Genomic DNA, 23,754 nt, shown 5'->3' with positions numbered 1-23,754 from the left:
TGTGTGCCGGTGTCCGGCCTTCGCACCGGTGTGCGGGGCGTACACCGGGTCTCAGGCCCGTCGTGGGGCGTTTGCGGGGCGGCCCGGGGAAGAAGGGCCGCCCGCCCTCCTCAGTCGGGGTACTTCGGCGGCAGAGCGTCCTCGGCCGCCTGGAAGATGCGCTGGACGTCGCCGTCCGTCAGGATCGTCGGACGGCGGCGCAGGTACGCCCGCGCCCGGTTGCCCGCGTACACGTCGACGTCCCTGACCCGCATGACCTTCCACGGGATCGACGGCCCGTAGATCGCCACCGAGGGCTGCACGGGCACCTCGAAGCCGACCTTCTCGCCGAGGATGTTGCTCGCCATCTGAGCCTCCCAGCGGGCCTCGTCCAGGCGGTCCTTCTTGTTGAAGGGGCCGTGGAAGAGCTTGAGGTGGGACATCGTGCGCACGGGGAGGCGCTTGTCCCACTTCTCGGAGTCGATGGCGTAGACGCCGCTCGGGCCGATCACCAGGTGATCGATCCGCCCGTCGCTGACACCTTCGTCGTCGCGCGGCACGGCCCGGGCGTGCAGCACCAGGTACCCGTTGCGCTGCAGGGCCCTGAGCTGCTTCTCGGTGCGCCGTTCCGCGGCCGAGGACTTCTGCCAGGCGGCGACGCTGGAGTCCTTGCGGGACCGGCGGACGACGTCCGCGATCACCACGAGGACCGCGACGGTCAGGCCGAGCCGCCAGCCGAACAGGATCGTGACGGCGGCACCGGCGGCGAGGGCGACGCCGATGCGCTGGATCCAGCGGCGCGTCCGCGGGTCGTCGAGCATCGCCGCGGCGGTGCGCTCCTCCTCGGGACGCTCCGTCACCGGAGACTGGTGATGGTGCTCACGCGCTTCCTCCGACACGGTTCCTTCCGACCCCGCTGCGTCCGACCCTGCTGCGTCTGACCGGGCCCGGGGCTGGCCCCTGGCCCCCTGTGTGTTGCCCCGCTCCATGATCGCCATGAGTGACGCTCCGTATTCCTTTCCCATCGGGGGCATGATCCTCCGTGCGCACAGTAATCATCCGCGGGGTTGGCGACTAGTCATGCCGGGTTAATAGTTTTGTCGCCATCCGTGGGTGATTCACTGCCGTGTGGGATGGGTACGTAGGTATTCTTCTCCCTTCCGCCGCTGCGGACGTGCCTGCCCTCTTTGATGCCCGCGCACACGGCGTCTAGCGTTCCGGTTCGTGACACAGATCCATGACCTCAGCGCTACCCGTATGGCGGCGGCCGTCCGCACCGGGGAAGTATTCCCGGTCGAGCTCGCCGACCACTACCTGGCCCGCATCGAACGCCTCAACGAGCAGGTCGGCGCCTATGTGACCGTCACCGCCGAGCGCGCCCGCGACGAGGCCCGCCAAGCGGAGAAGGCCGTGCAGGACGCCGCCGACCCCGCGGAACTGCCGCCGCTGCACGGCGTCCCCGTCCCGGTCAAGGACCTGAACATGGTGGCCGGCGTCCCGTTCACCCTCGGGTCGCGCGTGTACGCGGGCCTGACCGGGTTCGCGGACGACAACGTCGTGACGCGGCTCCGGCGGGCGGGGTCGGTGCTCCTCGGCAAGAGCTCGGCGCCCGAGTTCGGGCTGCCCTGCTACACCGAGGGCGACGTCGCGCCACCGGCCCGGACGCCGTGGGACCTGTCCAGGTCGGCGGGCGGCTCCAGCGGCGGCGCCGCGGCGGCGGTCGCGTCCGGGCTGGCCCCGGTCGCGCAGGGCAGCGACGGCGGCGGCTCGATCCGGATCCCGAGCAGCGTGTGCGGGCTCTTCGGGATCAAGCCGACCCGCGGGCGGATCTCGCACGGGCCGATCGTCCCGGAGCTCTTCGGGCTGTCCACGAACGGGCCCATCGCCCGGACCGTCGGTGACGCGGCGCTCCTGCTGGACGTGATGGCGGGCCCCATGCCCGGCGACCTGTACGCGGCGCCGCCGGTCGAGGGGACGTTCGCGTCCTACGCCGAGCGCCCGCCGGGACGGCTGCGGATCGCCCGGAGCCGGGAGCCCGCCCTGCCCGACGCCGTGGTGCATCCCGACTGCGTCGCCGCCTACGAGGCGGCGTCCGAGCTGCTGGTGGAGCTGGGCCACGAGGTCGTGGACATGCCGCCGGTGTTCGGGCCTGACCTCGTCCCGCATTTCGAGACGCTCTGGGCCGTCATGGCGACGATCACCCCCGTCCCCGACGGCGACGAGCACCTCCTCCAGCCGCTGACCCACTGGCTCCGGGCCCGCGGCGAGGCGACGACCGCGCCGCAGGTCCTCCAGGCCCATGCCGTGCTGCAGGGCGCGCTGCGGGCGGCGTTCCCGGTGATGGACGGGTTCGACGCGATCCTGCATCCGACGCTCGCCCAGCCGCCCGCCCCGATCGGGTACTTCCACGACCAGGAGCCGGTGGAGAACTTCGAGCGGCAGAAGCGGTTCACGCCGTTCTGCGCGATGTACAACATCTCCGGGCAGCCCGCCGTGACCGTCCCGCTGCACTGGAACGAGGACGGCCTGCCGATCGGGATCATGCTCGCGGGGCGGCTCGGCGGCGAGGGCACGCTGATCTCGCTGTCCGCGCAGCTCGAGGAGGCCCGCCCCTGGATCGGCCGCACCCCGGACATCTGGACGGCGTGACCCCGCCGGTGCCGGGCATGGTGCAGGGGTGGTAGACGACGAACTTGCCGGGCTGGCGGGCCTGCACGGCGTGGCGACCCGGTACGCCGACTGGCGGGGACGCGAGGTGGCGGTCTCCCGCGACACCCTGGTCGCGGTGCTGGGGGCGCTCGGCGTGGACGCGTCGTCCCCGTCCGCCGTCCGCAAGGGGCTGGAGCGCCACCGGGAGGGGCGGCGTTCCGGGCCGCCGACCCTCATCGTCCGCCGCGCGGACGGCAGCGTCGCCGGTCAGATCCTCGCAGCGCTCCGGAGCCGCCTGCGGCCGGGCGAGCACCTCGAGGTGGACATCTCGACCGGTGCGGCGGAGGTCCTCTCGCCGCCTGGGACCGAGGCGCAGGGGTTCCGGCCGCTGGCGGAGCTTGCGGACGTGCCGTCCGGCTGGCACCGGCTCCGTGTCCGGGCATGGACCGAGGGGACGTTCCATCCGCGGGGAGGAGCCGCGGGTTCGCCGTCCGGACGGCACCGGATCCGCACCCGGCGGGGCCGGGCGATGTCCGCGACGGTGCTCGTGGCACCGGACTCGCTGGCGCCTCCACCGAGGTCGTGGGGGTTCACAGCGCAGTTGTACTCGGTGCGGTCCCGTGCGTCCTGGGGGCTTGGCGATCTGCATGACCTGGCGGATCTCGCGGCGTGGAGCGGACGGGAGCTGGGGGCGGGCTTCGTCCTGGTGAATCCGCTGCATGCGAGCGAGCCCGTCCCGCCGATCGCGCCGTCGCCGTACGCGCCGATGAGCCGCCGCTTCCCCTCGCCGATCTACCTCCGGGTCGAGGACATGCCGGAGTACGCGGCGCTGCCTCCCGAGGACCGGGAGCGGTTCGCCGCCATGGCCGCCCGCCTGCGCGCACGCGAAGGACTGCTCGACCGGGACGCGGTCTGGACGGCGAAGATGTCCGCGTTCGAGGCGATGTACCGGCTGCGCGGCGACCGCCGCGACCCGGAGCTCGACGCCTTCCGCAGGCGCGAGGGTGAGACGGCCGAGGCGTTCACCGTGTGGTGCGCCATCGCGGAGGAGCAGGGCACGGCGGATTGGCGGCGCTGGCCCGCCCGTCTGCGGACCCACGGGGGGCGCGCGGAGTACCACGATCGCGCACGGTTCTATGAATGGCTGCTGTGGCGGCTGGACGGGCAGCTCGCGGCGGCGCAGCGGGCGGCCCGGGACGCGGGGATGCCGGTCGGGATCGTCCATGACCTGGCGGTCGGGGCGCCGCACGGCAGCGCGGACGCCTGGGTGTACGGCGGCGCGCTCGCGCAGGGGGTCAGCGTCGGCGCGCCTCCCGACGAGTTCAACCAGCGCGGCCAGGACTGGGGGCTCCAGCCGTGGCGGTGGCGCGACCCCGGCGCCGAGGACTACCGGCCGTTCCGCGAGATGGCGGCGTCCGCGCTGCGGCACGGCGGCGGCGTCCGCCTCGATCACGCGATGCAGGTGTCGCGGCTGTGGTGGATCCCCGAGGGCGCGTCCCCGGCCGAGGGCACCTACGTCCGCTGCGACCGCGATGCCCTGCTCGCCTGCCTGACCTGGGAGGCGGAGCGGTTCGGCGGCGTGGTCGTCGGCGAGGACCTCGGCACCGTCGAACCCGAGGTCCGGGACGCGCTCGCCGACCACGGCGTCCTCGGCACGTCCCTCCTCTGGTTCGAGCGCGGCGCGGACGAACGCCCCAAGCCCGCGAGGCAGTGGCGCGAGCTGTCCCTCGCGACGGTCGGCACGCACGACATGCCGCCGATCACCGGGTTCGTCCACGGCGACCACATCGAGCTCCGCGACCGGCTAGGCCTCCTCGCCCACTCCCGCGCCGCCGAGGAGGACGATCACCACCGCATCCTGTCCGGCTGGCTGGCGCTGCTGCGCGCCGAGAACCTGCTCGCCACCCCACCCGGCCAGATCATGCGCGCGCTGGCGGAGGGCTCCACCGAGCACGACGGAGAGATCGTGACGGCCCTGCACGACTTCCTGACGCTGACCCCGGCCCGCCTCATCGGGATCTCCCTGGCCGACGCCGTCGGGGAACGCCGGACCCAGAACCAGCCGGGGACCGTCGACGAGTACCCGAACTGGCGCGTCCCGCTCGCCGGTTCCGACGGAGCCCCGGTCCTCTTGGAGGATCTTCAGGACGGCGGTGCGCCGCGGCTCTTCAGGCGAGGGTCGATGTGATGCGCCTCGTCACGTCGTGCAGGAGCGTGTCGGGACGCAGGTCGTCCGCCGCGATCGCGGAGAAGAGCGCGGGCAGGCCGGGCAGCGGATAGGGGTCGTCGTCGGCGCCCGCCAGCGCCGCCTTGCCCAGCGGCTGGTGCGCCAGCGACGTGCGGGCGCGGGCCCAGGCCCTCTTCACCTCCTCCGGCGACGGGACGCCGAACCCGTGCCCGACCGGGGCGGCGTGCCGGAGCTTGACCAGGGCGCCTTCGGTGAAGTCGGCGGCGAGCCTGCAGCGCTCGGTGAGGCCGGCGCGGACGAGGTCGTCCAGGCGGGTCATGACCGTGCACGGGGTGCGGCAGCGGGCCGCGCAGTCGCCGAGCGCGGACGCGACCTGGCTGTGCTGCCGGTCCAGGTAGTTGCGCCAGCCGGACGGCGGTTCCTTCGAGACGCGGAGCGTCCGGTCGCACGCGGACCGTTCCGGGCGCGTGTGCTCGCACATCCGCGCCGAACCCGGCTCCACCGGAACCCCGAACCGGCTGCCCTCGCCGTCCACCGACGCGCCGATCAGGGCCGGGTCACCGGCGTGGCCGAGCACGGGCTCCCAGGCCAGCATCGGCAGGTACTCGCCCGCGATGTGGACGGCCGCGACCAGCGCGGCCATGTCCCGCCGGTGCCAGCGGATCGCGATGACCTCCAGCAGCAGCCGGTAGGCGGGCCGGAGGCTGGCGAGCGCGCCCCGGGGCCGTTCCCGCGGCGCCTGCGGCATGCGGCTGGCGCGGGCCCGGTCGAGGAGGTCCCGCGGGACCTCGCCGGCCGCCTCGGGCTCGCCGAAGTCCTCGGCGTCCAGGTCGAGGACGCGCTGCCCGAACGCGCAGAGGGCGGCGATGGCCTTCGCGTGGGCGTCCGGGACGAGCGTGCCCTGCGAGATCAGCGCCTCCAGGTCCCCGAACGCGTGGCGCCGGGCCAGTGCCGTGAGGACGTCCTTCGCCGTCTCCACACCGAACCCCCTCCCCGTGACCATGCGATGGTCGCACGGTCACGGGGATCGTGCACAGGGTCAGCCCCCACTGGTCAGCCCGCGGGCGGATCGGCCCGCCCACGGGCTGACGCGTCAGGCGGACGCGGCGTCCTTGGCGCGGGCGCGCAGGGCGCGGGCGACGCCGTCCCGCCCCTCCGACAGCAGCCGCGCCAGCGCGGGCGGCGGACGCTCGCCGGCCAGGTACGCCTCGGTGCGGTCGATCGTCGGCTGCTCGACCATCAGGAAGGGGTAGGCGCCTTCGGCGAACGTCTGGGACATGTCGCTGCTCCACTCCTTCCAGATGCGTCCGACCTCGGCGAAGTACTTCTCGACGTAGGGGCGCAGCAGATCGGTCTGGTCGGGCTCCACGAAGCCGCCCAGCGTCGCCCGGAAGACGGCGTTGGGCAGGTCGCCGGACACGATCCGGTCCCACGCGGCCGCCTTCGCCTCGGCGGACGGGATGCCGGCCGTGCAGGCGGCGGCGTGCCGCTCGCCCGCGGCGGTCCTGTCGCGCTCGTGCTCGGCGTCGATCTCCGCCTGGCCCGCCTTGCCGGTGACGACGAGCCGCCGCAGCAGCGACCAGCGCAGGTCGGTGTCGACCGTGAGGCCGTCGAGGCTCTCGGAGCCGTCCAGCAGGCCCTGCACGAACGCCAGGTGCTCGTCCGACACGGCGGACGCGGTGAACGCCTGCGTGTAGGCGAGCTGGAGGTCCGAACCGGGGGCGGCGTCGCGGGCCAGCCCCGACAGCGTGTCCGCCAGCAGCGCCAGCCCCTCCCGGCGCCAGGCCGGGTCGGCGTACTGCTGGACGGCCGTGCGCGCCTGCCGCAGCAGCGTCTGCGTGACGGAGATGTCGGTGACACCGCCGATGCCCTTCGCGACGAGCCGGACGTAGTCGCGCGTCGCCATCTCGGCGTCGCGGGTCATGTCCCAGGCCGCCGACCAGCACAGCGCCCGCGCCAGGCTCTCCTTGACCTCGCCGATGTGCTCGATCAGCGTCGCCAGCGAATGCTCGTCGAGGCGGATCTTGGCGTAGGTGAGGTCGTCGTCGTTGACCAGCACGAGGTCGGGCCGCTTCTGCCCGATGAGCTGCGGGACCTCCGTCCGGGCGCCGACGACGTCCAGCTCGACCCGCTCCCGCCGGACGATCCCCTCGCCGGTCCTGTCGTAGAGGCCGATCGCGAGGCGGTGCGACCGCAGCGTCGGGTAGTCGGGCTTCGCCTCCTGGAGGACGGCGAACGACGTGAAGTTCCCGTCGGCGTCGACCTCGTACTCGGGCCGCATCGTGTTGACGCCCGCGGTCTCCAGCCACTCCTTCGACCACGTCGTCAGATCGCGGCCTGAGGTCTCCTCCAGCGCGCCCAGCAGGTCGGTCAGGACGGTGTTGCCCCACGCGTGCCGGTCGAAGTAGCGCCGGACGCCCACCATGAAGTTGTCGAGCCCGACGTACGCGACGAGCTGCTTCAGGACGGACGCGCCCTTCGCGTACGTGATCCCGTCGAAGTTCACCTCCACCGCGCGGATGTCGGGGATGTCGGCGGCGATCGGGTGCGTGGACGGCAGCTGGTCCTGCCGGTACGCCCACGCCTTCTCCAGGTTCGCGAACGTCGTCCAGGAGCCCGTCCACTTGGTGGCCTCGGCCTGGCAGAGGACGCTCATGTACGTGGCGAACGACTCGTTGAGCCACAGGTCGTCCCACCAGCGCATGGTGACGAGGTCGCCGAACCACATGTGCGCCATCTCGTGCAGGATCGTCTCGGCGCGCCGCTCGTAGGCCGCGTCGGTGACCCGGGACCGGAAGACGTAGTCCTCCAGGAAGGTGACGGCGCCCGCGTTCTCCATCGCGCCCGCGTTGAACTCGGGGACGAACAGCTGGTCGTACTTGCCGAACGGGTACGGGCGGCCGAAGACCTTCTCGAAGTAGGCGAAGCCCTGGCGGGTCACGTCGACGACCGCGTCGGCGTCGAGGTGCTCGGCCAGCGACGCCCGGCAGAACACGCCGAGCGGGATGACGGTGCCGTCGTCGCGGCGGTACTCGTCGCGGACGACGTGGTACGGCCCCGCGATGAGCGCGGTGATGTAGGTGGAGACCTGCGGCGTCGGCAGGAAGTGCCATGTTCCGCCGCTCACCGACTCGGGGGCCTCGTTGGTGACGACCTCCCAGTTCTCCGGCGCCCTGACGGTCAGCTCGAAGGTCGCCTTGAGGTCGGGCTGGTCGAAGCACGTGTACATGCGGTGCGCGTCGGCCGTCTCGAACTGCGAGTACAGGTACACGCTGTCGTCGACCGGGTCGACGAACCTGTGCAGGCCCTCACCCGAACGCGAGTAGGCGCAGTCGGCCACGACCCGCAGTTCGTTCTCCCCGGCGAGACCGGGCAGCGGGATCCGGCCCTTGTCCGGGTCGTAGGACGCCGGGTCGAGCGCCTTCCCGTTCAGCGTCACGTCCCGCACGATGGCGCCGTGCAGGTCGATGAACGTGGACGCGCCAGGCTCGGTGCTCCCGAACCGCACCACCGTGGTGGACCCGAACCGCTCCGCGCCGGCCGTCAGGTCAAGTTCGACCGTGTACGACTCGACGGTGAGCAGCCGGGCCCGTTCCCGCGCCTCCTCGCGCGTGAGGTTGCCTGCCACATGAACTCCTCGGTCGGCTTAATCGCTTGGTGCCCCCATGTCTACCAACCCGGCGCCGAAACGGCCCGTCCGCCACGGGCTTGCGAACCTTCGCGCCGCCGGGAATCAGGGCGGCCGGGGCCGGGTTGTCGCAGGAAGACACCCCTTTAGTGGGAAGACACCCCCGAATCGCGCCCTGGAGGCGACGTTGAGTAAGGACGCTCTCACACCGGTCGACTTCTGGTTCGATCCCCTGTGCCCCTGGGCGTGGATCACGTCCCGCTGGATCCTGGAAGTCGAGAGGCAGCGCCCGATACAGGTGCGCTGGCACGTGATGAGCCTCAGCGTCCTCAACGAGGACAAGGACGTCCCGGAGGACTACCGCCGCGGCCTCAAGCACGCCTGGGGCCCGGTGCGCGTCTGCATCGCCGCCGAGCAGAAGTACGGGAACGAGGTGCTCGGCCGCCTCTACACCGAGATGGGCACGCGCCGCCACCACGAGCGGCAGAAGTTCGACCGGGCCTTCTTCGAGGCGTCGCTGTCGGCGGCCGGGCTGGACCCGGCGCTCGCGGACGCCGCCGAGAGCACCGACTTCGACGAGGCGCTCCGGGCGTCCCACCAGGACGGCATCGACCGCGTCGGCCAGGAGGTCGGCACCCCGGTGATCGAGGTCGAGGGCAACGCGTTCTTCGGCCCGGTCGTGACGCCGATCCCGCGCGGCGAGGCCGCCGTCAAGCTCTGGGACGGCGTGGTCGCGGTCGCGAGCACCGACGGCTTCTTCGAGCTCAAGCGCACCCGGACCAGGGAGCCCGGCTTCGGCTGAGCCGGGCGCCGGCGCGGGTTGCCGCAGGTAGATCGGCGGGTGCAGGTTATTGCAAGAATCTTGCAACTGCGATGTGCGGGCTTCAAACTGTTCCTGACGCAGGAAACGGTTAGGGGCGGTGAAGGATGCACGTACCGGACGGGTTCATCGATGCGCCGGTATCGATCGCGGCGGGCGCGGTCGCGGTGGCGGGGGTCGCGGTCGCGCTGCGCGGCGCCCGGCGGGAGCTGGACGACCGCACCGCGCCGCTCGCGGGGCTGACGGCCGCGTTCGTGTTCGCCGCGCAGATGCTCAACTTCCCGGTGGCCTCCGGGACGAGCGGGCACCTGCTCGGCGGGGCCCTGGCGGCGATCCTCGTCGGGCCCTACACGGGCATCCTGTGCGTCTCGGTCGTCCTGCTGATGCAGGCGCTCCTGTTCGCGGACGGCGGCCTCACCGCCCTCGGCGTCAACATCACCGTGATGGGGCTCGTCACGGTCATCGTCGGGTACGGAACGTTCCGGCTGCTGCTGGGGGTGCTGCCGAAGTCGAGGGCGTCGGTGGCCGGGTCGTCGTTCGCCGCCGCCGTGATCTCGGTTCCCGCCTCGGCCGCCGCGTTCACGCTCCTCTACGCGGTCGGCGGGACGGCGGACGTGCCGATCGCGAAGGTCGCCACCGCGATGGTCGGCGTCCACGTGCTGATCGGGATCGGCGAGGCGCTGATCACCGCCGTGACCGTGTCGAGCGTGCTGGCCGTCCGCCCCGACCTCGTGCACGGCGCGCGCGGCCTGATCAAGCCGCTGGAGCTGCGCACCGCCGAGCCGCAGACGGGCGGCCCGACCGAGCCGTCGCGGGCCTGAGGGAGGACGACATGACCACCAAGCGGTTCTTCATCGGGTTCCTCGCCGTCTCGCTCGTCCTGGCCGGGATCGTGAGCTTCTACGCCAGCGCCCACCCCGACGGCCTGGAGAAGGTCGCCGAGGACAAGGGCATCAGCGCGAAGGAAGAAGACCACGCCCTCAAGGACTCGCCGCTCGGCGACTACGGCGTCAAGGGGATCGACAACGCCCGGCTGTCCGGCGGCCTGTCGGGCGTGATCGGGGTCGGCGCCGTCCTGCTCGTCGGCGGCGGGCTGTTCTGGGGCGTCCGGCGGCGCGGCTCGTCCGGCGGCGCGTCCGGCCGGGGCGCGGAGCGGGAGGAAGGCGCGGCGTCCGGGGCGTCCGCGAACGGCTGATGGGCGCGGGCCACGGGACCGGCGGGGCGCTGCGGCTCTACGTGCCGGGCGCCTCTCCGGTGCACCGGCTGCCGCCGCAGTGCAAGCTCGTCGCCGTCCTGGCGTTCGTGCTGCTGGTCGTCGCCACGCCGCGCGAGCGGATCTGGGCGTTCGGCGTGTACGCGCTGCTGCTCGCGGGCGTCGCGGCGACCGCCCGGATCCCGTTCGGGACGGTCGTGAAGCGGGTCGTCATCGAGGTCCCGTTCGTCGCGTTCGCGTTCCTCCTGCCGTTCGTCGCGACCGGCGAGAAGACGACCGTGCTCGGGGTCGGGCTGAGCGAGAGCGGGCTGTGGGGCGCCTGGAACATCCTCGCCAAGGGGACGCTCGGCGTCGTCGCCTCGATCCTGCTGGCCGCCACCACCGAGCCGCGGCTGCTGCTGCTCGGCATCGAGCGGCTGCGGATGCCGCAGCTCATCACGCAGATCGCCACGTTCATGCTCCGGTACGGGGACGTCGTGGCGGCCGAGCTCGGCCGGATGAAGGTGGCGCGGGCGTCCCGCGGGTTCGAGGCCCGCGACCTGCGCGCCACCCGCGTCCTCGCCAGGTCGGTCGGGGCGCTGTTCCTGCGCTCGTACGAGCGGGGCGAGCGCGTCCACCTGGCGATGCTGAGCCGCGGCTACGACGGGCGCATGCCCGTCGTGCACGACGTAGGCGCCACGGCCGCGCAGTGGACGGCCGCCGCCGCGCTGCCCCTGGCCGCCGCCCTGGTGGCGCTGGCTGCTTGGATGGCGCCATGACCGCGCCCTCGCTCGACGTGCGGGGCCTCGCCTACGCCTATCCGGACGGCACGCAGGCCCTCTACGGCGTCGACCTGACGATCGGGCGCGGCGAGCGCGTCGCGCTCCTCGGCCCGAACGGCGCCGGGAAGACCACGCTCGTCCTGCACCTCAACGGGATCCTGCACGGCGGCCTCGGCGAGGTCAGGGTCGGCGGCCTCGCCGTCGACCCGAAGGACCGCAAGGCGCTGCGGGAGATCCGCCGCCGCGTCGGCATCGTGTTCCAGGACCCCGACGACCAGCTGTTCATGCCGACCGTCCGCGAGGACGTCGCGTTCGGCCCCGCCAACCTCGGCCTGCGCGGCCCCGACCTGGACCGCCGGGTGCAGGACGCGCTGGCCCGCGTCGGCATGCAGGACGTCGCCGACCGGCCGCCGCAGCACCTGTCGTTCGGCCAGCGGCGCCGCGTCGCCGTCGCGACCGTCCTGGCGATGGAGCCGGAGATCCTCGTGCTGGACGAGCCGTCCTCCAACCTGGACCCGGCGAGCCGCCGCGAGCTGGCCGAGATCCTGCTCAGCCTGGACGTGACCGTCCTGATGGTCACGCACGACCTCCCGTACGCGGCGGAGCTGTGCCCGCGGTCGGTGATCCTGTCCGGCGGGGTCATCGCCGCGGACGGGCCGACCCGCGACGTGCTGACCGACCCCGGGCTCCTCAAGACCCACCGCCTGGAGCTCCCCTTCGGCTTCGACCCCGCCGCCACACTTCGCTGACCCCCCGCCGTCCGCCGTCCGCCGCCGTTCGCCGGCCCCCGCGATGCCCGTCACCTGACGCGCTCCGCTGACTGACGTCACGATTCGGGGTTGACGGGTCTTTCACAGGTGCGGGCGCCGCGCTTGGGCGTTCGCGGCGAACGCTCTTCGAGGTGAATTTTCGGTTCGGGGTTTCGGCTTGCGCCCGTCCCGGAGCCTTGCCAGACTCAGGTCGACCAGAGGGAATGGTAATGGTTTTCATAACCGAAATGGGGCATACGTGAAGGTTGCGTTCGTTGGCAAGGGCGGCAGCGGCAAGACCACCCTGTCGGCACTCTTCGTCCGGCACCTGGCCGGACGCGGGCTCCCCGTGGTGGCCGTCGACGCCGACATCAACCAGCATCTCGGCGTCGCGCTCGGGCTGGACGAGGGCCGCGCCGCCAAGATCCCCGCGCTGGGCGACCGGCTCCCCGAGATCAAGGAGTACCTGCGCGGAGACAACCCCCGGATCTCCTCGGCGTCCGCGATGGTGAAGACCACGCCGCCCGGGTCGGGCTCCCGGCTCCTGCGCTTCCGCGGCGACGACCCCATCCACGAGGCCGGCCAGGAGGTCGGCGTCGGCCTCGGGCCGGACGGCGCCGGGATCACGCTCCTCGCCACCGGACCGTTCAACGACGACGACCTCGGCGTCGCCTGCTACCACTCCAAGACCGGCGCGGTCGAGCTCTACCTCAACCACCTCATGGAGGAGCCGGGCGAGTACGTCGTGGTCGACATGACCGCCGGGGCCGACACGTTCGCGTCCGGGCTGTTCACCCGGTTCGACCTGATGTTCCTGGTCGCCGAACCCACCCGCAAGGGCGTCGGTGTCTACCGGCAGTACACCGAGTACGCCCGCAACTACGACGTCGCCATCCGCGTCGTCGGGAACAAGGTGCAGATCGACGAGGACGTCGCCTACCTGCGCGACCACGTCGGCGGCGACCTGCTGACCTGGGTCGGCCAGTCGGCCGCCGTCCGCGCGCTGGAGCAGGGCCGGCAGGGCGTCCCGCTGGAGGAGGCCAACGTCGCCGCGCTCGAACGCATGCGCGCCGAGGTGGACTCCCGCGCCAAGGACTGGGAGAAGTTCCACCGCCAGGCCGTGGAGTTCCACGTCAAGAACGCCCGCAGCTGGGCGAACAAGGCGACGGGCGAGAACCTCGAAGAGCAGGTCGATCCGGAGTTCCGCTTCCCCGCCGCCTACGCGGGGTGACGAACGGCTACCGGCGGCCGGTGATCGGCACTACCCTGCGGGCATGACGATGCGGCGCATGTTCATGATGGCGGCCGGTGCCGTGCTCCCGGTCGCCGTGATCGCCCTGCTGTTCGACAACCAGTGGGTCGTCGACGCCATCAGGGAGAGCGATTTCGAGTACGACGAGGGCGTCGGGCCGCTGGTGTCGTGGGCCCAGACCCTCTCGTGGCGGCTGTACCCGGCCGACGGGATGGAGTGGAGCTACGTCCTGATCTCGGACTTCGCCGTGCTGCTGTTCTTCGTCCTGCTGGGGGCGTTCGTGGTGGGCGCGGCCCGGGTCGTCGACCCGGACCGCGGGCCGCTCGGCGCCGTGATCATCGGCTGGTGGGCCGCGATCCTCGCCGGGGCGATCTCCGGTCTGGTGTACGGGCCCCTGGCCCACTGGACGCTCGACTTCCCGTCCGCGTCCAGGATCATCTTCAGCTCCATCAGCCAGGGCGCGGTCGCGGGCACCGCGTTCGGCTGGATCGCGGGGCTCGGCGCCCTGGCCGGCTTCACCTTCTCGGGCGCGCGGACGGGGGCCCGGCAGCCCCAGGGCAGCCAGCTCCAGTACCCGCAGCGGCCGCCCTTCGCACCCCAGCAGCCCGGCATGCCGATGCAGCAGCCGGGGATGCCCCAGCAGCAGATGCCCCAGCAGCCGATGCATCAGCAGCCGATGCATCAGCAGATGCCGCCGGGAATGCCGCAGCCGCCGATGCAGCAGCCGCATCCGTCGGCGGTTCCCTACGTCCCGCCGCAGGGCCAGCCGCAGCAGCAGCCGCAGTGGGGCGCGGCGCCCGTCCCGCAGCAGCCCGGCGCCCCGGCTCCCCAGCAGCCCGGGGCCCCCGTGCCGCAGCAGCCGGGCACGCCCGTTCCGCAGCAGTTCGGCGCGCCGCCCGTCCCGCCGCAGCAGCCCGCGCAACCGGCCCAAGCCCCGGCCGCCGCCGAGCCGTCCGAGCCCGAGACCGCCGCCGACGACCCCGAGGCGTCCGACCCCGGGACGTCCGGCCCCGCGGCCGGGTCCGGTGCCGAGCCCGAGCCGCCCGCGGACACGCCCGAGGACGACGACCTGGACCTCGCCGACCGGACGATCGTCGACCGCGGGCGCACCGAGGACTAGCCGCACCGCTGCGCGACCACCGCGCGGGGCCTGCGAGAATCGGGCCCATGCGCGTGTTTCTTGGGACCGACCATGCCGGCTTCGAGCTGAAGGAGCACCTGGTCTCCTGGCTGAAGGAGAACGGGCACGAGGCCGTCGACTGCGGCGCGTTCGAGTACGACGCCGTGGACGACTACCCGCCGTTCGTCCTGCGGGCCGCCGAGCGGACGGCCGCCGAGCCGGGCACGCTGGGCGTCGTGATCGGCGGTTCCGGCAACGGCGAGGCGATCGCGGCCAACAAGGTCAAGGGCGTGCGGGCCGCGCTGGTCTGGAACGCCGACACCGCCAGGCTCGCCCGCGAGCACAACGACGCGAACGTCATCAGCATCGGCGCCCGGCAGCACGACCTGGCGACCGCGACGCGGTTCCTGGAGCTGTTCATCGAGACCCCGTACTCCGGGGAGCAGCGCCACACCCGACGGATCACGATGCTCGGCGACTACGAGAAGACCGGCGAGCTTCCGCCGCTGCCGTAGCACGACCGGCCCCGGGCACGCCCGTCCGGCGGGCTAGATCCCGTCCGGGGGTGGGGGCTTGCGGGCGCCGCCGCGCTTGCCGAGGCGGCGCCGCTCGTTCTTGGCGGCCTTCGTCCGCCGGGCGGGCTCGGCGGGTCCCTGGCCCGGCTCCGCCCCGTTCCCCGATCCGCGGTCGGCGCCGGTCGCCGGCTCGCCTTCCGGGGCCGGACGGGAGACGTCCCGCGCCCGCATCGCCGCGTCCACCGTGACCCGCATCCCCGGCTGCCCCATCGGCCCGCCTCCTCGCCCGCCAAACCGCGTTTCCGGATGTCGCCCTGTATCCGGATGATACGGAGCTGGACCGGTGCAACAGGTCACCCGTGGTCCGGATGCCGACCGGCGGTGGTGATTGCTCGGTACAGTGCCGGGGACATGCTTCAACGACTGGTGCAGCTGCTACCGCCGCGAGTGCGCGACGTGCTGCGGAAGATTCCGCTGCTCGTGGCGTTCTACCGCTGGCTCAGGCGGGGCAAGCTGACCCGGGAGCGGTACGTCTTCGCGGCGCTGGCGGTCCTCGCGATCGCGATCGGGCTCGCCACCTCCACCGACTCGCGCGGGCTGGCCCCGTCCGGCGCGCTGGTGCTGATCGTGCTCGGCGGCGGGCTGCTGCTGAAGGTGCGCAGCCTGGTCGCGCTGCTCGGCGTGGTGGTGGCGGTGACGGCCTACAACGCCTGGCACGACGTCGCCGCGATCGGCCCCGGGATGGTCGCCACGCTGTCGATCACCGCGGTGCTGGCGCTGTCGCTCGCCCGGACGCGGCAGAAGCTCGGCGTGCAGGGCCTGCGCGGCGACTCGATGCTGCTGGAGCTGCGCGACCGGCTGCAGCGCCAGGGCGAGATGCCCGAGCTGCCGGACGGCTGGGGCACGCAGGTCGTGCTGCTGCAGGCCGGCGGGTCGTCGTTCGGCGGCGACTTCGTGGTGTCGTCCTACCAGGGCGACTCGCTGGAGGTGGCGCTGGTCGACGTGTCCGGGAAGGGCACCGACGCCGGGACACGGGCGCTGATGCTGTCCGGTGCGTTCGGCGGCCTTCTTGGATCGGTCCAGCCTGATCGTTTCCTGCCCGCGTGCAACGCCTACCTGCAGCGCCAGCGCTGGGACGAGGGGTTCGTCACGGCCGTGCACGTCGTCGTCGACCTGGCGACGGGGGAGTTCACGGTCGAGTCGGCGGGGCATCCGCCGGCCGTCCAGTTCGACGCGGGCAGCGGCGCCTGGCGGGTCAGCTCCGCCAAGGGCGTGGTGCTCGGCGTCGTGCCCGACCTGAAATGCGTCCCCGAGCACGGCACGCTGGGCCCCGGCGACGCGCTGCTCCTCTACACCGACGGGCTGGTCGAGTCGCCGGGCAGCGACCTGGACGCCGGCATCGACCGGCTGCTCGGCGAGGCGGAGCGGCTCGTCCCGCAGGGGTTCGGCAGCGGCGCGCGGGAGCTGGTGGAGACGATGGCCGCGGCCCGCGACGACGACTGCGCCCTCGTCGTGATCTGGCGCGTCTGACGGCCTCTCCGGTTTTCCTAACGGCGCCTGTGCCTGGCGGGCGATAAGGGCCGCCGGCCGCCTTTGCTCTGCGTCCGTCCGGCGAGGATGGCCCCGATCACCGCGGTCCCGGCGGCCGCCCCGAGGCCCGCCAGCAGGCGCGCCCGCGTGGACGACATGGCGCCCGCCACCGCGATCGGCGTGAACGCCCTGGTGTCGGTCTCCACGCGCTCGTCCGGCAGGGACGGGCCCGACGGGTCGTGCTGCCTGGGCGCGGCGCAGACCGACAGCTGAAGCGGCGCGAGGCGCGACGCGGGCGTCCCGCCGGGGGCGGGCCAGGCGTTGGACGGCGACTGCTCCACGAGCGCGAGCAGCAGGTCGGACGCGGTCGGGCGGTCCACCGGGTTGCGCGCCAGCGCGGCCCGCACCGCCGGGACCAGCGACTCCGGCAGCCCGGACAGGTCGGGCTCGTCGGACGCCGTCCGCAGGGTCGCCGGGTCGCCGCCGATGGGCATCCGTCCCGTCCCCGCGTGGGCGATGAGGCAGCCCCAGGCGAACACGTCGGCGGCCGGCGTCGCGGGCCCGCCGATGAGCACCTCCGGCGCCATCCAGCCGGGCGTGCCGAGGACCTTGCCGGTCGCGGCCGTCACGCTGATGGAGTCCTGGCTGCGGGCGATGCCGAAGTCGATGACGCGGCAGCCGGACAGGGTCAGCATCACGTTGGCGGGCTTCAGGTCGCGGTGCACCAGGCCCGCCGCGTGGATCGCGGCGAGCGCCGACGCGACCCCGACCGCGACGCCGTGCAGGTCGGCGGCCGGGAGCGGGCCGTCGTCGACGAGCCGGTCGTGCAGCGACACACCGCCCACGTACTCGGTCACGAGGTAGGGGCGGCCCTCCTCCTCGCCGTGCGCGAGGACCCGCGCCGTGCAGAACGAGGCGACGCGGCCGGCGAGGTACGCCTCGTCCAGGAAACGACGCCGGGAGGACGGGTCGCCGGCGAGGTGCGGATGGATGGTCTTCACCGCGACGCGCCCGCCCGACACCGGGTCGGTGCCGAGGTAGACCGTGCCCATGCCGCCCGAGCCGAGGCGGCCGAGCAGCGTGTGCCCGCCGACCTCGCGCGGGTCGGCGGGTTCCAGCGGCCTGATGTCTCCGTTCATGGGTCTTTCCGGCCCCCTTGCTGTGCTCGTCCCGTGCATCCCCGTTCGGCGGCGGATTATTGGGGTGTCTTCGCAGGAAGTGCCGGAAACGTGCTCGTCATGTCGATGTCGCGTTCCGTGCACTTCGGCACGGCAGAGTGGGTGGCGGTTCGGCAAGCACGGCCCGGTCCCGCCGGTTTTCTTTCCTCCTCGGCGCGCGGGTGGCGGGCGGTGCCGGACCTGGTGCCCGCACGGGCGGCTCCCCAGGGGTGGGAGGCGCCGTCCGCGCGGGCATCCGTCATGCTCAGGAGTCGTCATCTGCCCAGCTCAGGTGATGTTTCGCCGGGCAATGAGCAGGTAACATCCAGTCCTGCGTTCTCCCCCCGGTCGCTGGAACGCGGCGCGGGCCCGGTGCCGCGTGCGAGCCGGAAGGGGGAGGGGCACCGGGGTGCGGATATCCGGGGGCAGGCTGTCACCGTCGTGCTGGTCGGTGCGGACCCGCGTGACGGCCGCCGCCACCCTCATCGTCCTCCTCCTGCTCTCCGCCGGCGTCGTGCTCTTCTACCAGGCCGTCCGCGGCACCGTGTACCGGGACCTGCGCGAGCGCGGCACCTTCGTCAGCACGGACCTGACCACGCTCGTGCGCACCACCGACCCGCACGGCACGCTGCCCGTCGACGACCCGGACTTCACGCTCCTCCAGGTCGTGAACACCGAAGGCGGGCTGGTCGCGTCGAGCGATTCGCTGCGCGGGCGCGGCCCGCTGGACGTGCCGCCGCCGCGCGTGCCGGGACGTGCCGAGCACCGCACCCTCGACCTCCGGGGCAAGGGCGCGGTCTACCTGGTCACCGACAGCGTGCGGACCCCGCACGGCTGGCGGATCGTGCACACCGGCGCCCCCATCGGCGGCCTCACCCAGTACAAGGGCCTGTTCATCGGCATGCTCGCGGCCTCCGTGCTGCTCGCCACCATGGCGGTCGGCTGGATCGTGTCGCTGGCGGTGAAGCGGGCGCTGCGCCCGGTCCGGGTGATGAGCGCCGAGCTCGCCGAGATCACCGGCCGGGGCGCCGGACGCCGGGTGACCGTCCCCGGGCCGGTCGACGAGGTGTCCGAGCTCGGCGAGTCGGTGAACGTGACGCTGAGCAGGCTGGAGGCCGTGCTCGCCCGGCAGCGCGGCTTCGTCGCGGACGTCTCGCACGAGCTGCGCAGCCCGCTCACCGGGCTGCGCGCGCAGCTGGAGGTCGCGCTGGAACGCCCGGACGACGAGGACTGGCCCGCCGTCGCCCGCGCCGCGCTCGCCGACGCCGACCGGCTGCAGAGCATCGTCACCGACCTGCTGATCCTCGCCAAGCTGGGTGCGGGCGTGCACGTCGCGCGGGAGCGGATCGACCTCGGCGAGCTGGTCCGCGCGGAGGCGGCGCGGCGCCCCCGGCGGGTCCCGGTCGAGGTCGACGCGGGCGAGGGGATCATGGTGCGGGCCACGGCGCACCACCTCGTCAGGCTGCTGACGAACCTGCTCGACAACGCCGAGCGGCACGCCGCGTCGGGGGTGTGGGTCACCGTGACCACGGACGAGGACGACGCCGTCCTCCAGGTCCTGGACGACGGCGCCGGCATCGCGCCCGAGGACCGCGAACGGATCTTCTGGCGGTTCCAGCGGCTCGCCGAGGGCCGCGAGCGCGACCGCGGCGGCACCGGCCTCGGCCTGACGATCTCCCGCGACATCGCCCGCGCGCACGGCGGCACGCTCGTCGCCGCGGACAGCGACAAGGGCGCGCGGCTCGTCCTGCGGATCCCGCTCGACAAGTCCGAGACGCCCTGACCTTCCGCCGGGCGTCAGGCGATGGGCGGGCGCCGCGTCCCGTGCCGGGTGGCCTGCTCGAAGGCGTGCCCGAGCCGCAGGACGGCGAGGTCGGCGCGGTGCGGCCCGACGATCTGCAGGCCGACCGGCAGCCCGTCCTCGGTGAACCCGGCCGGGACCGACAGGGCCGGGCAGCCGGTCGCCGAGACGAGGAAGCAGGACCGCATCCACTCCAGGTAGTCGGGCATGGGGTGCCCGGCGACCTCGTCCGGGTACTCGATCGCGGCGTCGAACGGCGGCACCTGGCTGACCGGGAGCAGCAGCGCGTCGTAGCGTCCGAAGAACTCCCTGACGCGGTGGAACAGCGCCGTGTGGAGCACTTCCGCACGTCCGACGTCGGTGCCGGTGAGGGCGCGACCGGCCTGGATGTTCTCGGCGAGCGACGGTTTGAAGTCGGCGGGACGCTGGTCGAGGAGGGCGCCGAGGGCGAGGTCCCAGTGCCAGGCGCGCAGCGTGCGGAAGACCTCGTCCGCGCCCGACAGGTCGGGGCACGCCTCGTCCACCGCGCAGCCGAGCGCCTCGAACGCCTTGACCGCCGGTTCCAGGACGCCGGTGACCGCCGGATCGACGGGCACCCGCCCGCCGAGGTCGGGGGACCAGGCGAGCCGCAGGCCGGTGACGTCCCGGTCGAGCGGGCCCGCGAACGCCGATCCGGGCGTGTCCAGCGCGATCGGGCTGCGCGGGTCGGGACCGGCGAGCACCGACAGCAGCAGCGCCGCGTCCGCCACATTCCGCGCCATCGGGCCCTGGACGCCCATCGTCGCCCAGCCCGCGGGCACCGGCCACGACGGCACCCGTCCCGGCGACGGGCGGAACCCGACGACGTTGCAGAACGACGCGGGGTTGCGCAGCGAGCCGCCCATGTCGCTGCCGTCCGCGATCGGATGCATGCCGCACGCCAGCGCGGCCGCCGCGCCGCCGCTGCTGCCGCCCGCCGACCGCGACAGGTCGTAGGGGTTGCGGGTGAGGCCGAAGACGGGGTTGAAGGTGTGCGACCCCGCCGCGAACTCCGGCACGTTCGTCTTGCCGATCGTGATGGCCCCGGCGGCGCGGATCCGCTCGATGACGAGCTCGTCGGCGGCCGGGACGAGGCCGGCGAAGATCGGCGAACCGGAGGTCGTGCGGATGCCCTCGGTGGCGTGCGTGTCCTTGTGCGCGACGGGCAGCCCGTGCAGCGGCCCTGTGTCCGCGCCCTTGGCGAGCCGGTCGTCGGCGTCGCGCGCCTGCTCCAGCGCCCGCTCCGCCACCAGCGTCACGATGGCGTTGACCTGCGGGTTCGTCCGCTCGATCTGGTCGAGATGCGCCCGCACGACCTCGCGGGCCGACAGCTCCCGCGCCCGGATCCGGCGGGCCAGCTCGCGCGCGGACGCGAAGTGGATCTCCTCTGACACCGTGCTCCCTCTTCTCCCGGCTGCGCTCCCAGTGTCCACCCCCGGCACCCGGGTCGACCTGCCCGTCCGGTCATGATGGGGCGGTGACGGAACGAGCCGGGGCGCGGGAGCTGCTGCGCCGCGTCCTGGACGCGGGCGGCTGGACGTCCTGGGACACCCCGCCCGCCGGAGGCCCTGACCCGTCCTCGCCCTACGGCCGGGATCTGGCCGCCGCCCGCGAGCGCAGCGGATGCGACGAGGCCGTCGTCACCGGTGAGGGCCGCCTGCACGGCCGCCGCGTCGCGTTCGTCGTGTCGGAGTTCGGTTTCCTCGCCGGATCGATCGGCCTCGCCACGGCAGGCCGGATCGTCGCGGCCGTGGAGCGCGCCACCGCCGAGCGCCTGCCGCTGCTCGCCGCGCCCGCGTCCGGCGGCACCCGGATGCAGGAGGGGACGGCCGCGTTCGTCCAGATGGCGCGCATCACCGCCGCCGTCATGGCGCACCGCGCCGCCGGGCTCCCGTACCTCGTCTACCTGCGGCATCCCACCACGGGCGGCGTGTTCGCCTCCTGGGGTTCGCTCGGCCACGTCACGGCCGCCGAGCCGGGCGCGCTCATCGGATTCCTGGGGCCGCGCGTGTACGAGGGCCTGCACGGCGAACCGTTCCCGCCCGGCGTCCAGGTCGCCGAGAACCTCGCGGCCAAGGGGCTGCTGGACGCCGTGGTCCCCATCGACGACCTGGCGGAGGTGGCGTCCCGCACGCTGAACGTCCTGTGCGAGAGACCGCCCGCGGCTCGTCAACCACAGCCTTCGTCCGGTGCCGCGCCGGAGACGGCGGCGTGGGAGTCGATCGAACGGTCGCGGCGGCCGGGGCGTCCGGGGGTGCGGGAGCTGCTCCGGTACGGCGCGTCCGACGTCACCCCGCTCTCCGGCACCGGCCAGGGCGAGGCGGGCAGGGGGCTCCTGCTCGCCCTCACCCGCTTCGGCGCGGCGCCCTGCGTCCTGATCGGCCAGGACCGGCACAGCCAGCGCACCGGCCACCCTCTCGGCCCGGCCGCCCTCCGCGTCGCGCGCCGCGGCATGCGCCTCGCGGCCGAGCTGGGGCTGCCGCTGGTCACGGTCATCGACACGCCGGGCGCGGCCCTGTCGGCCGAGGCGGAGGAGGGCGGCCTCGCGGGCGAGATCGCCCGCTGCCTCGCCGACCTGGTCACGCTGCCCGCGCCGACGCTCTGCCTCCTGCTCGGCGAGGGCACGGGCGGCGCGGCGCTCGCCCTCCTCCCCGCGGACCGCGTGCTCGTGGCCCGGCACGCCTGGCTGTCCCCGCTCCCGCCGGAGGGCGCCTCGCTGATCGTCCACCGGACCCCGTCCCGGGCGGGCGAGATGGCGGCGGCGCAGGGCGTCCGGTCGGCGGACCTGCTCCGCGACGGGCTGGCCGACGTCCTCGTGGACGAGCATCCCGACGCCGCCGACGAGCCGGAGCCGTTCTGCCGCCGCGCCTCCGCCGCCGTCGAGGCGGGCCTGTCCGGCCTCGCCCCCGGCACTCCGGCGGCCCGCGCGGCCCGCTACCGTCCACCCCCATGACCGAAGCCGCCACCCGATCCGCGTACGACTCCGTCGCCGTCCTCTACGCCGACATGTTCCGCGACTTCCTGGACGACATGCCGCTCGACCGCGCGCTGCTCGCCGCGTTCGCCGACCTGACCCGGGGCTCCGGCCCGGTCGCCGACCTGGGCTGCGGCCCCGGCCGCCTGACCGGCCACCTCGCGTCCCTGGGACTCCCCGTCTTCGGCGTCGACCTGTCACCCGAGATGATCGCGCAGGCCCGCAAGGAGCACCCCGGCCTGCGCTTCGACGAGGGCACCATCACCGCCCTCGACATCGCGGACGGAAGCCTGGGCGGCATCCTCGCCTGGTTCTCGACCATCCACACGCCCCCGGAGGACCTGCCGCGGGTGTTCTCCGAGTTCCACCGCGCCCTCGCGCCGGGCGGCCACCTGCTGATCGCCTTTCAGGCCTGCGAAGGCGACACGCCGCGGCCCTTCGACCACAAGGTCACCCTCGCCTACCGCTGGCCGCTGAGCCCGCTCTCCGACCTGCTCCGCCGCGCCGGGCTGGCCGAGATCGCACGCCTCCACCGCGAACCGTCGGAGCAGGAGCGCTTCCCCGCCGGGCACCTGCTGCTCCGCAAACCGTGACGGCGGACGTCAGCCCCGGCGCTCGTCGGCCTCATCGTCCCGGCCGGCCACCGGAGCGCCGCTCCACACCCGCTGCCAGGGCCGCCGGCGGTGGACCCGGCGGTGGCCGCGGCGGTGCTCACCCCGCGGCAGGAACGCGGCGACCAGCCCGGCCGCCGCGGCGGCGACGAGCGCGGCGAGGGCCCAGGCCGCGATCTTCGGGCCGATACATCCCCGGGTGGCCCTCCGGCCCGGCAGATCCGAGACGATCAGGTGCGCGTCGCCCGCGACGGTCTTGTCCGCCATGTCGTTCGCTTTCTTTGCTTCGGATTGGCTGGCCCAAAATACCGGTGACAGCATGTCATGTAACGACCACCCGTCGCATGACCGTCACCTGGATGACCGGCCACGTTCAGCCACCCTCCGCCGGGTATACGCATGGTGGAAGGGAGGTCGTTTGGGGGCTTACGATTTGGGGAGTCGTAAGGAGGTTCCGTGCGGGCGCTCGTCGTGCAGCATGATCATGTATCGCCGCCCGGGCCGGTGGGGGAGCGCCTCACCGAGCGGGGGTTCGAGGTCACCGAGATGGTGGTGGTTCCCGAGGAGCGGCACCGGACGCCGGGTGTGGCGTTCGAGTTCCCCGACCCGGGGCAGTGGGACCTCGTGGTACCCATGGGGGCGCCATGGTCGGTGACTGATTCCATCGTCGCCACTTGGGTCGAGCCTGAGCTGCGGATGCTCGCCTCGGCGCATGAGCAGGGCGTGCCGGTGCTGGGGGTCTGCTTCGGCGGGCAGGCGCTCGCGGCGGCGCTCGGCGGGCGGGTGGAG

The 23,754-nt window shown here is 73.5% G+C and carries 22 protein-coding genes; 15 read left to right on the top strand and 7 right to left on the bottom strand.

The window, feature by feature from the left end; genetic code table 11:
* Positions 1–110: 110 nt before the first annotated feature.
* A complete protein-coding gene (locus tag E1264_RS09940) occupies positions 111–839 on the bottom strand; it encodes a nuclease-related domain-containing protein (RefSeq protein WP_243710839.1) in 729 nt (242 codons plus the stop codon).
* Positions 840–1,203: 364 nt separating this feature from the next.
* On the opposite strand from E1264_RS09940, the gene E1264_RS09935 reads away from it, so the two are divergent.
* The gene (locus tag E1264_RS09935) at positions 1,204–2,628 is read left to right on the top strand and encodes an amidase (protein WP_165964097.1); all 1,425 of its coding nucleotides are present in this window, start codon (positions 1,204–1,206) and stop codon (positions 2,626–2,628) included.
* 28 nt (positions 2,629–2,656) lie between these two features.
* Positions 2,657–4,816: a 4-alpha-glucanotransferase gene (gene malQ, locus E1264_RS09930; protein ID WP_132171893.1), complete on the top strand. Its 2,160-nt coding sequence runs from the start codon at positions 2,657–2,659 to the stop codon at positions 4,814–4,816.
* Here malQ and E1264_RS09925 read toward each other — a convergent pair.
* Complete coding sequence (locus E1264_RS09925) at positions 4,797–5,795, bottom strand: hypothetical protein (protein WP_132171891.1); 999 nt, start codon at positions 5,793–5,795, stop codon at positions 4,797–4,799. The two genes, malQ and E1264_RS09925, sit on opposite strands and share 20 nt — an antisense overlap.
* Positions 5,796–5,909: 114 nt before the next feature.
* Complete coding sequence (pepN, locus tag E1264_RS09920) at positions 5,910–8,444, bottom strand: aminopeptidase N (protein WP_132171889.1); 2,535 nt, start codon at positions 8,442–8,444, stop codon at positions 5,910–5,912.
* 187 nt (positions 8,445–8,631) lie between these two features.
* Between pepN and E1264_RS09915 the strand changes: the two genes are divergently transcribed.
* The 8 genes from E1264_RS09915 to E1264_RS09885 all read left to right on the top strand — a co-directional run bounded on the left by E1264_RS09915 (position 8,632) and on the right by E1264_RS09885 (position 14,874).
* The gene (locus E1264_RS09915; RefSeq protein ID WP_132171887.1) at positions 8,632–9,246 is read left to right on the top strand and encodes a disulfide bond formation protein DsbA; all 615 of its coding nucleotides are present in this window, start codon (positions 8,632–8,634) and stop codon (positions 9,244–9,246) included.
* A 125-nt stretch (positions 9,247–9,371) separates the two neighbouring features.
* Positions 9,372–10,085 (top strand): energy-coupling factor ABC transporter permease, encoded by a 714-nt coding sequence (locus tag E1264_RS09910; RefSeq protein ID WP_207935826.1) that lies wholly within the window; start codon positions 9,372–9,374, stop codon positions 10,083–10,085.
* 11 nt (positions 10,086–10,096) lie between these two features.
* Positions 10,097–10,459 carry a PDGLE domain-containing protein gene (locus E1264_RS44535; protein ID WP_207935825.1) on the top strand — a complete coding sequence of 121 codons (363 nt, stop codon included), beginning with the start codon at positions 10,097–10,099 and terminating at the stop codon, positions 10,457–10,459.
* Positions 10,459–11,235 carry a cobalt ECF transporter T component CbiQ gene (gene cbiQ, locus E1264_RS09905; RefSeq protein ID WP_132171885.1) on the top strand — a complete coding sequence of 259 codons (777 nt, stop codon included), beginning with the start codon at positions 10,459–10,461 and terminating at the stop codon, positions 11,233–11,235. Before E1264_RS44535 ends, cbiQ begins: the two co-directional genes overlap by 1 nt.
* Entirely contained in the window at positions 11,232–11,987 is a 756-nt protein-coding gene (locus E1264_RS09900; protein ID WP_132171883.1) for an ABC transporter ATP-binding protein, read from the top strand. Before cbiQ ends, E1264_RS09900 begins: the two co-directional genes overlap by 4 nt.
* Positions 11,988–12,246: 259 nt before the next feature.
* Complete coding sequence (locus tag E1264_RS09895) at positions 12,247–13,218, top strand: ATP-binding protein (RefSeq protein ID WP_132171881.1); 972 nt, start codon at positions 12,247–12,249, stop codon at positions 13,216–13,218.
* Between the two features lie 43 nt (positions 13,219–13,261).
* Positions 13,262–14,359 (top strand): hypothetical protein, encoded by a 1,098-nt coding sequence (locus tag E1264_RS09890; protein WP_132171879.1) that lies wholly within the window; start codon positions 13,262–13,264, stop codon positions 14,357–14,359.
* Positions 14,360–14,406: 47 nt separating this feature from the next.
* Complete coding sequence (locus tag E1264_RS09885) at positions 14,407–14,874, top strand: ribose-5-phosphate isomerase (protein ID WP_132171877.1); 468 nt, start codon at positions 14,407–14,409, stop codon at positions 14,872–14,874.
* A gap of 33 nt (positions 14,875–14,907) precedes the next feature.
* On the opposite strand, the gene E1264_RS09880 is transcribed toward E1264_RS09885, so the two are convergent.
* Positions 14,908–15,144, bottom strand: a complete 237-nt coding sequence (locus E1264_RS09880; RefSeq protein WP_132171875.1) for a hypothetical protein — start codon at positions 15,142–15,144, stop codon at positions 14,908–14,910.
* 141 nt (positions 15,145–15,285) lie between these two features.
* Between E1264_RS09880 and E1264_RS09875 the strand changes: the two genes are divergently transcribed.
* Positions 15,286–16,404, top strand: a complete 1,119-nt coding sequence (locus E1264_RS09875; RefSeq protein WP_132171873.1) for a PP2C family protein-serine/threonine phosphatase — start codon at positions 15,286–15,288, stop codon at positions 16,402–16,404.
* A 17-nt stretch (positions 16,405–16,421) separates the two neighbouring features.
* On the opposite strand, the gene E1264_RS09870 is transcribed toward E1264_RS09875, so the two are convergent.
* Complete coding sequence (locus E1264_RS09870) at positions 16,422–17,543, bottom strand: serine/threonine-protein kinase (RefSeq protein WP_165964096.1); 1,122 nt, start codon at positions 17,541–17,543, stop codon at positions 16,422–16,424.
* A 469-nt stretch (positions 17,544–18,012) separates the two neighbouring features.
* Here E1264_RS09870 and E1264_RS09865 point away from each other — a divergent pair, with 469 nt between their 5' ends.
* The gene (locus E1264_RS09865; RefSeq protein WP_207935824.1) at positions 18,013–19,344 is read left to right on the top strand and encodes a HAMP domain-containing sensor histidine kinase; all 1,332 of its coding nucleotides are present in this window, start codon (positions 18,013–18,015) and stop codon (positions 19,342–19,344) included.
* 14 nt (positions 19,345–19,358) lie between these two features.
* Here E1264_RS09865 and E1264_RS09860 read toward each other — a convergent pair whose 3' ends face one another.
* Entirely contained in the window at positions 19,359–20,774 is a 1,416-nt protein-coding gene (locus E1264_RS09860) for an amidase (protein ID WP_243710838.1), read from the bottom strand.
* Between the two features lie 83 nt (positions 20,775–20,857).
* On the opposite strand from E1264_RS09860, the gene E1264_RS09855 reads away from it, so the two are divergent.
* Both E1264_RS09855 and E1264_RS09850 read left to right on the top strand, forming a co-directional pair.
* Positions 20,858–22,333 (top strand): carboxyl transferase domain-containing protein, encoded by a 1,476-nt coding sequence (locus E1264_RS09855; protein WP_132171865.1) that lies wholly within the window; start codon positions 20,858–20,860, stop codon positions 22,331–22,333.
* Positions 22,330–22,947, top strand: coding sequence for a class I SAM-dependent methyltransferase (locus E1264_RS09850; RefSeq protein WP_132171863.1), 618 nt, complete (start codon positions 22,330–22,332; stop codon positions 22,945–22,947). The genes E1264_RS09855 and E1264_RS09850 overlap by 4 nt, the downstream gene beginning before the upstream one ends.
* Positions 22,948–22,956: 9 nt before the next feature.
* Here the strand turns inward: E1264_RS09850 and E1264_RS09845 are convergent, their stop codons facing one another.
* Positions 22,957–23,232 carry a hypothetical protein gene (locus E1264_RS09845; protein WP_132171861.1) on the bottom strand — a complete coding sequence of 92 codons (276 nt, stop codon included), beginning with the start codon at positions 23,230–23,232 and terminating at the stop codon, positions 22,957–22,959.
* A 189-nt stretch (positions 23,233–23,421) separates the two neighbouring features.
* Here E1264_RS09845 and E1264_RS09840 point away from each other — a divergent pair.
* Positions 23,422–23,754: gamma-glutamyl-gamma-aminobutyrate hydrolase family protein (locus E1264_RS09840; RefSeq protein ID WP_165964095.1), on the top strand; the 333-nt coding region annotated here is incomplete at its 3' end.

The sequence above is a fragment of the Actinomadura sp. KC216 genome, from assembly GCF_004348535.1.
GTDB lineage: Bacteria > Actinomycetota > Actinomycetes > Streptosporangiales > Streptosporangiaceae > Spirillospora.
Note: the sequence above shows the minus strand (reverse complement) of the source record. Positions and strands in the feature narration are given on the sequence as shown.

Excerpts from the sequence above, each read along its gene's own strand:
- E1264_RS09880 (WP_132171875.1), bottom strand. The coding sequence starts at position 15,144 with ATGGGGCAGCCGGGGATGCGGGTCACGGTGGACGCGGCGATGCGGGCG.
- cbiQ (WP_132171885.1), top strand. The coding sequence starts at position 10,459 with ATGGGCGCGGGCCACGGGACCGGCGGGGCGCTGCGGCTCTACGTGCCG.
- E1264_RS09885 (WP_132171877.1), top strand. The coding sequence starts at position 14,407 with ATGCGCGTGTTTCTTGGGACCGACCATGCCGGCTTCGAGCTGAAGGAG.
- E1264_RS09845 (WP_132171861.1), bottom strand. The coding sequence starts at position 23,232 with ATGGCGGACAAGACCGTCGCGGGCGACGCGCACCTGATCGTCTCGGAT.
- E1264_RS44535 (WP_207935825.1), top strand. The coding sequence starts at position 10,097 with ATGACCACCAAGCGGTTCTTCATCGGGTTCCTCGCCGTCTCGCTCGTC.
- E1264_RS09850 (WP_132171863.1), top strand. The coding sequence starts at position 22,330 with ATGACCGAAGCCGCCACCCGATCCGCGTACGACTCCGTCGCCGTCCTC.
- E1264_RS09890 (WP_132171879.1), top strand. The coding sequence starts at position 13,262 with ATGACGATGCGGCGCATGTTCATGATGGCGGCCGGTGCCGTGCTCCCG.
- E1264_RS09910 (WP_207935826.1), top strand. The coding sequence starts at position 9,372 with ATGCACGTACCGGACGGGTTCATCGATGCGCCGGTATCGATCGCGGCG.
- E1264_RS09870 (WP_165964096.1), bottom strand. The coding sequence starts at position 17,543 with ATGAACGGAGACATCAGGCCGCTGGAACCCGCCGACCCGCGCGAGGTC.
- E1264_RS09875 (WP_132171873.1), top strand. The coding sequence starts at position 15,286 with ATGCTTCAACGACTGGTGCAGCTGCTACCGCCGCGAGTGCGCGACGTG.
- E1264_RS09900 (WP_132171883.1), top strand. The coding sequence starts at position 11,232 with ATGACCGCGCCCTCGCTCGACGTGCGGGGCCTCGCCTACGCCTATCCG.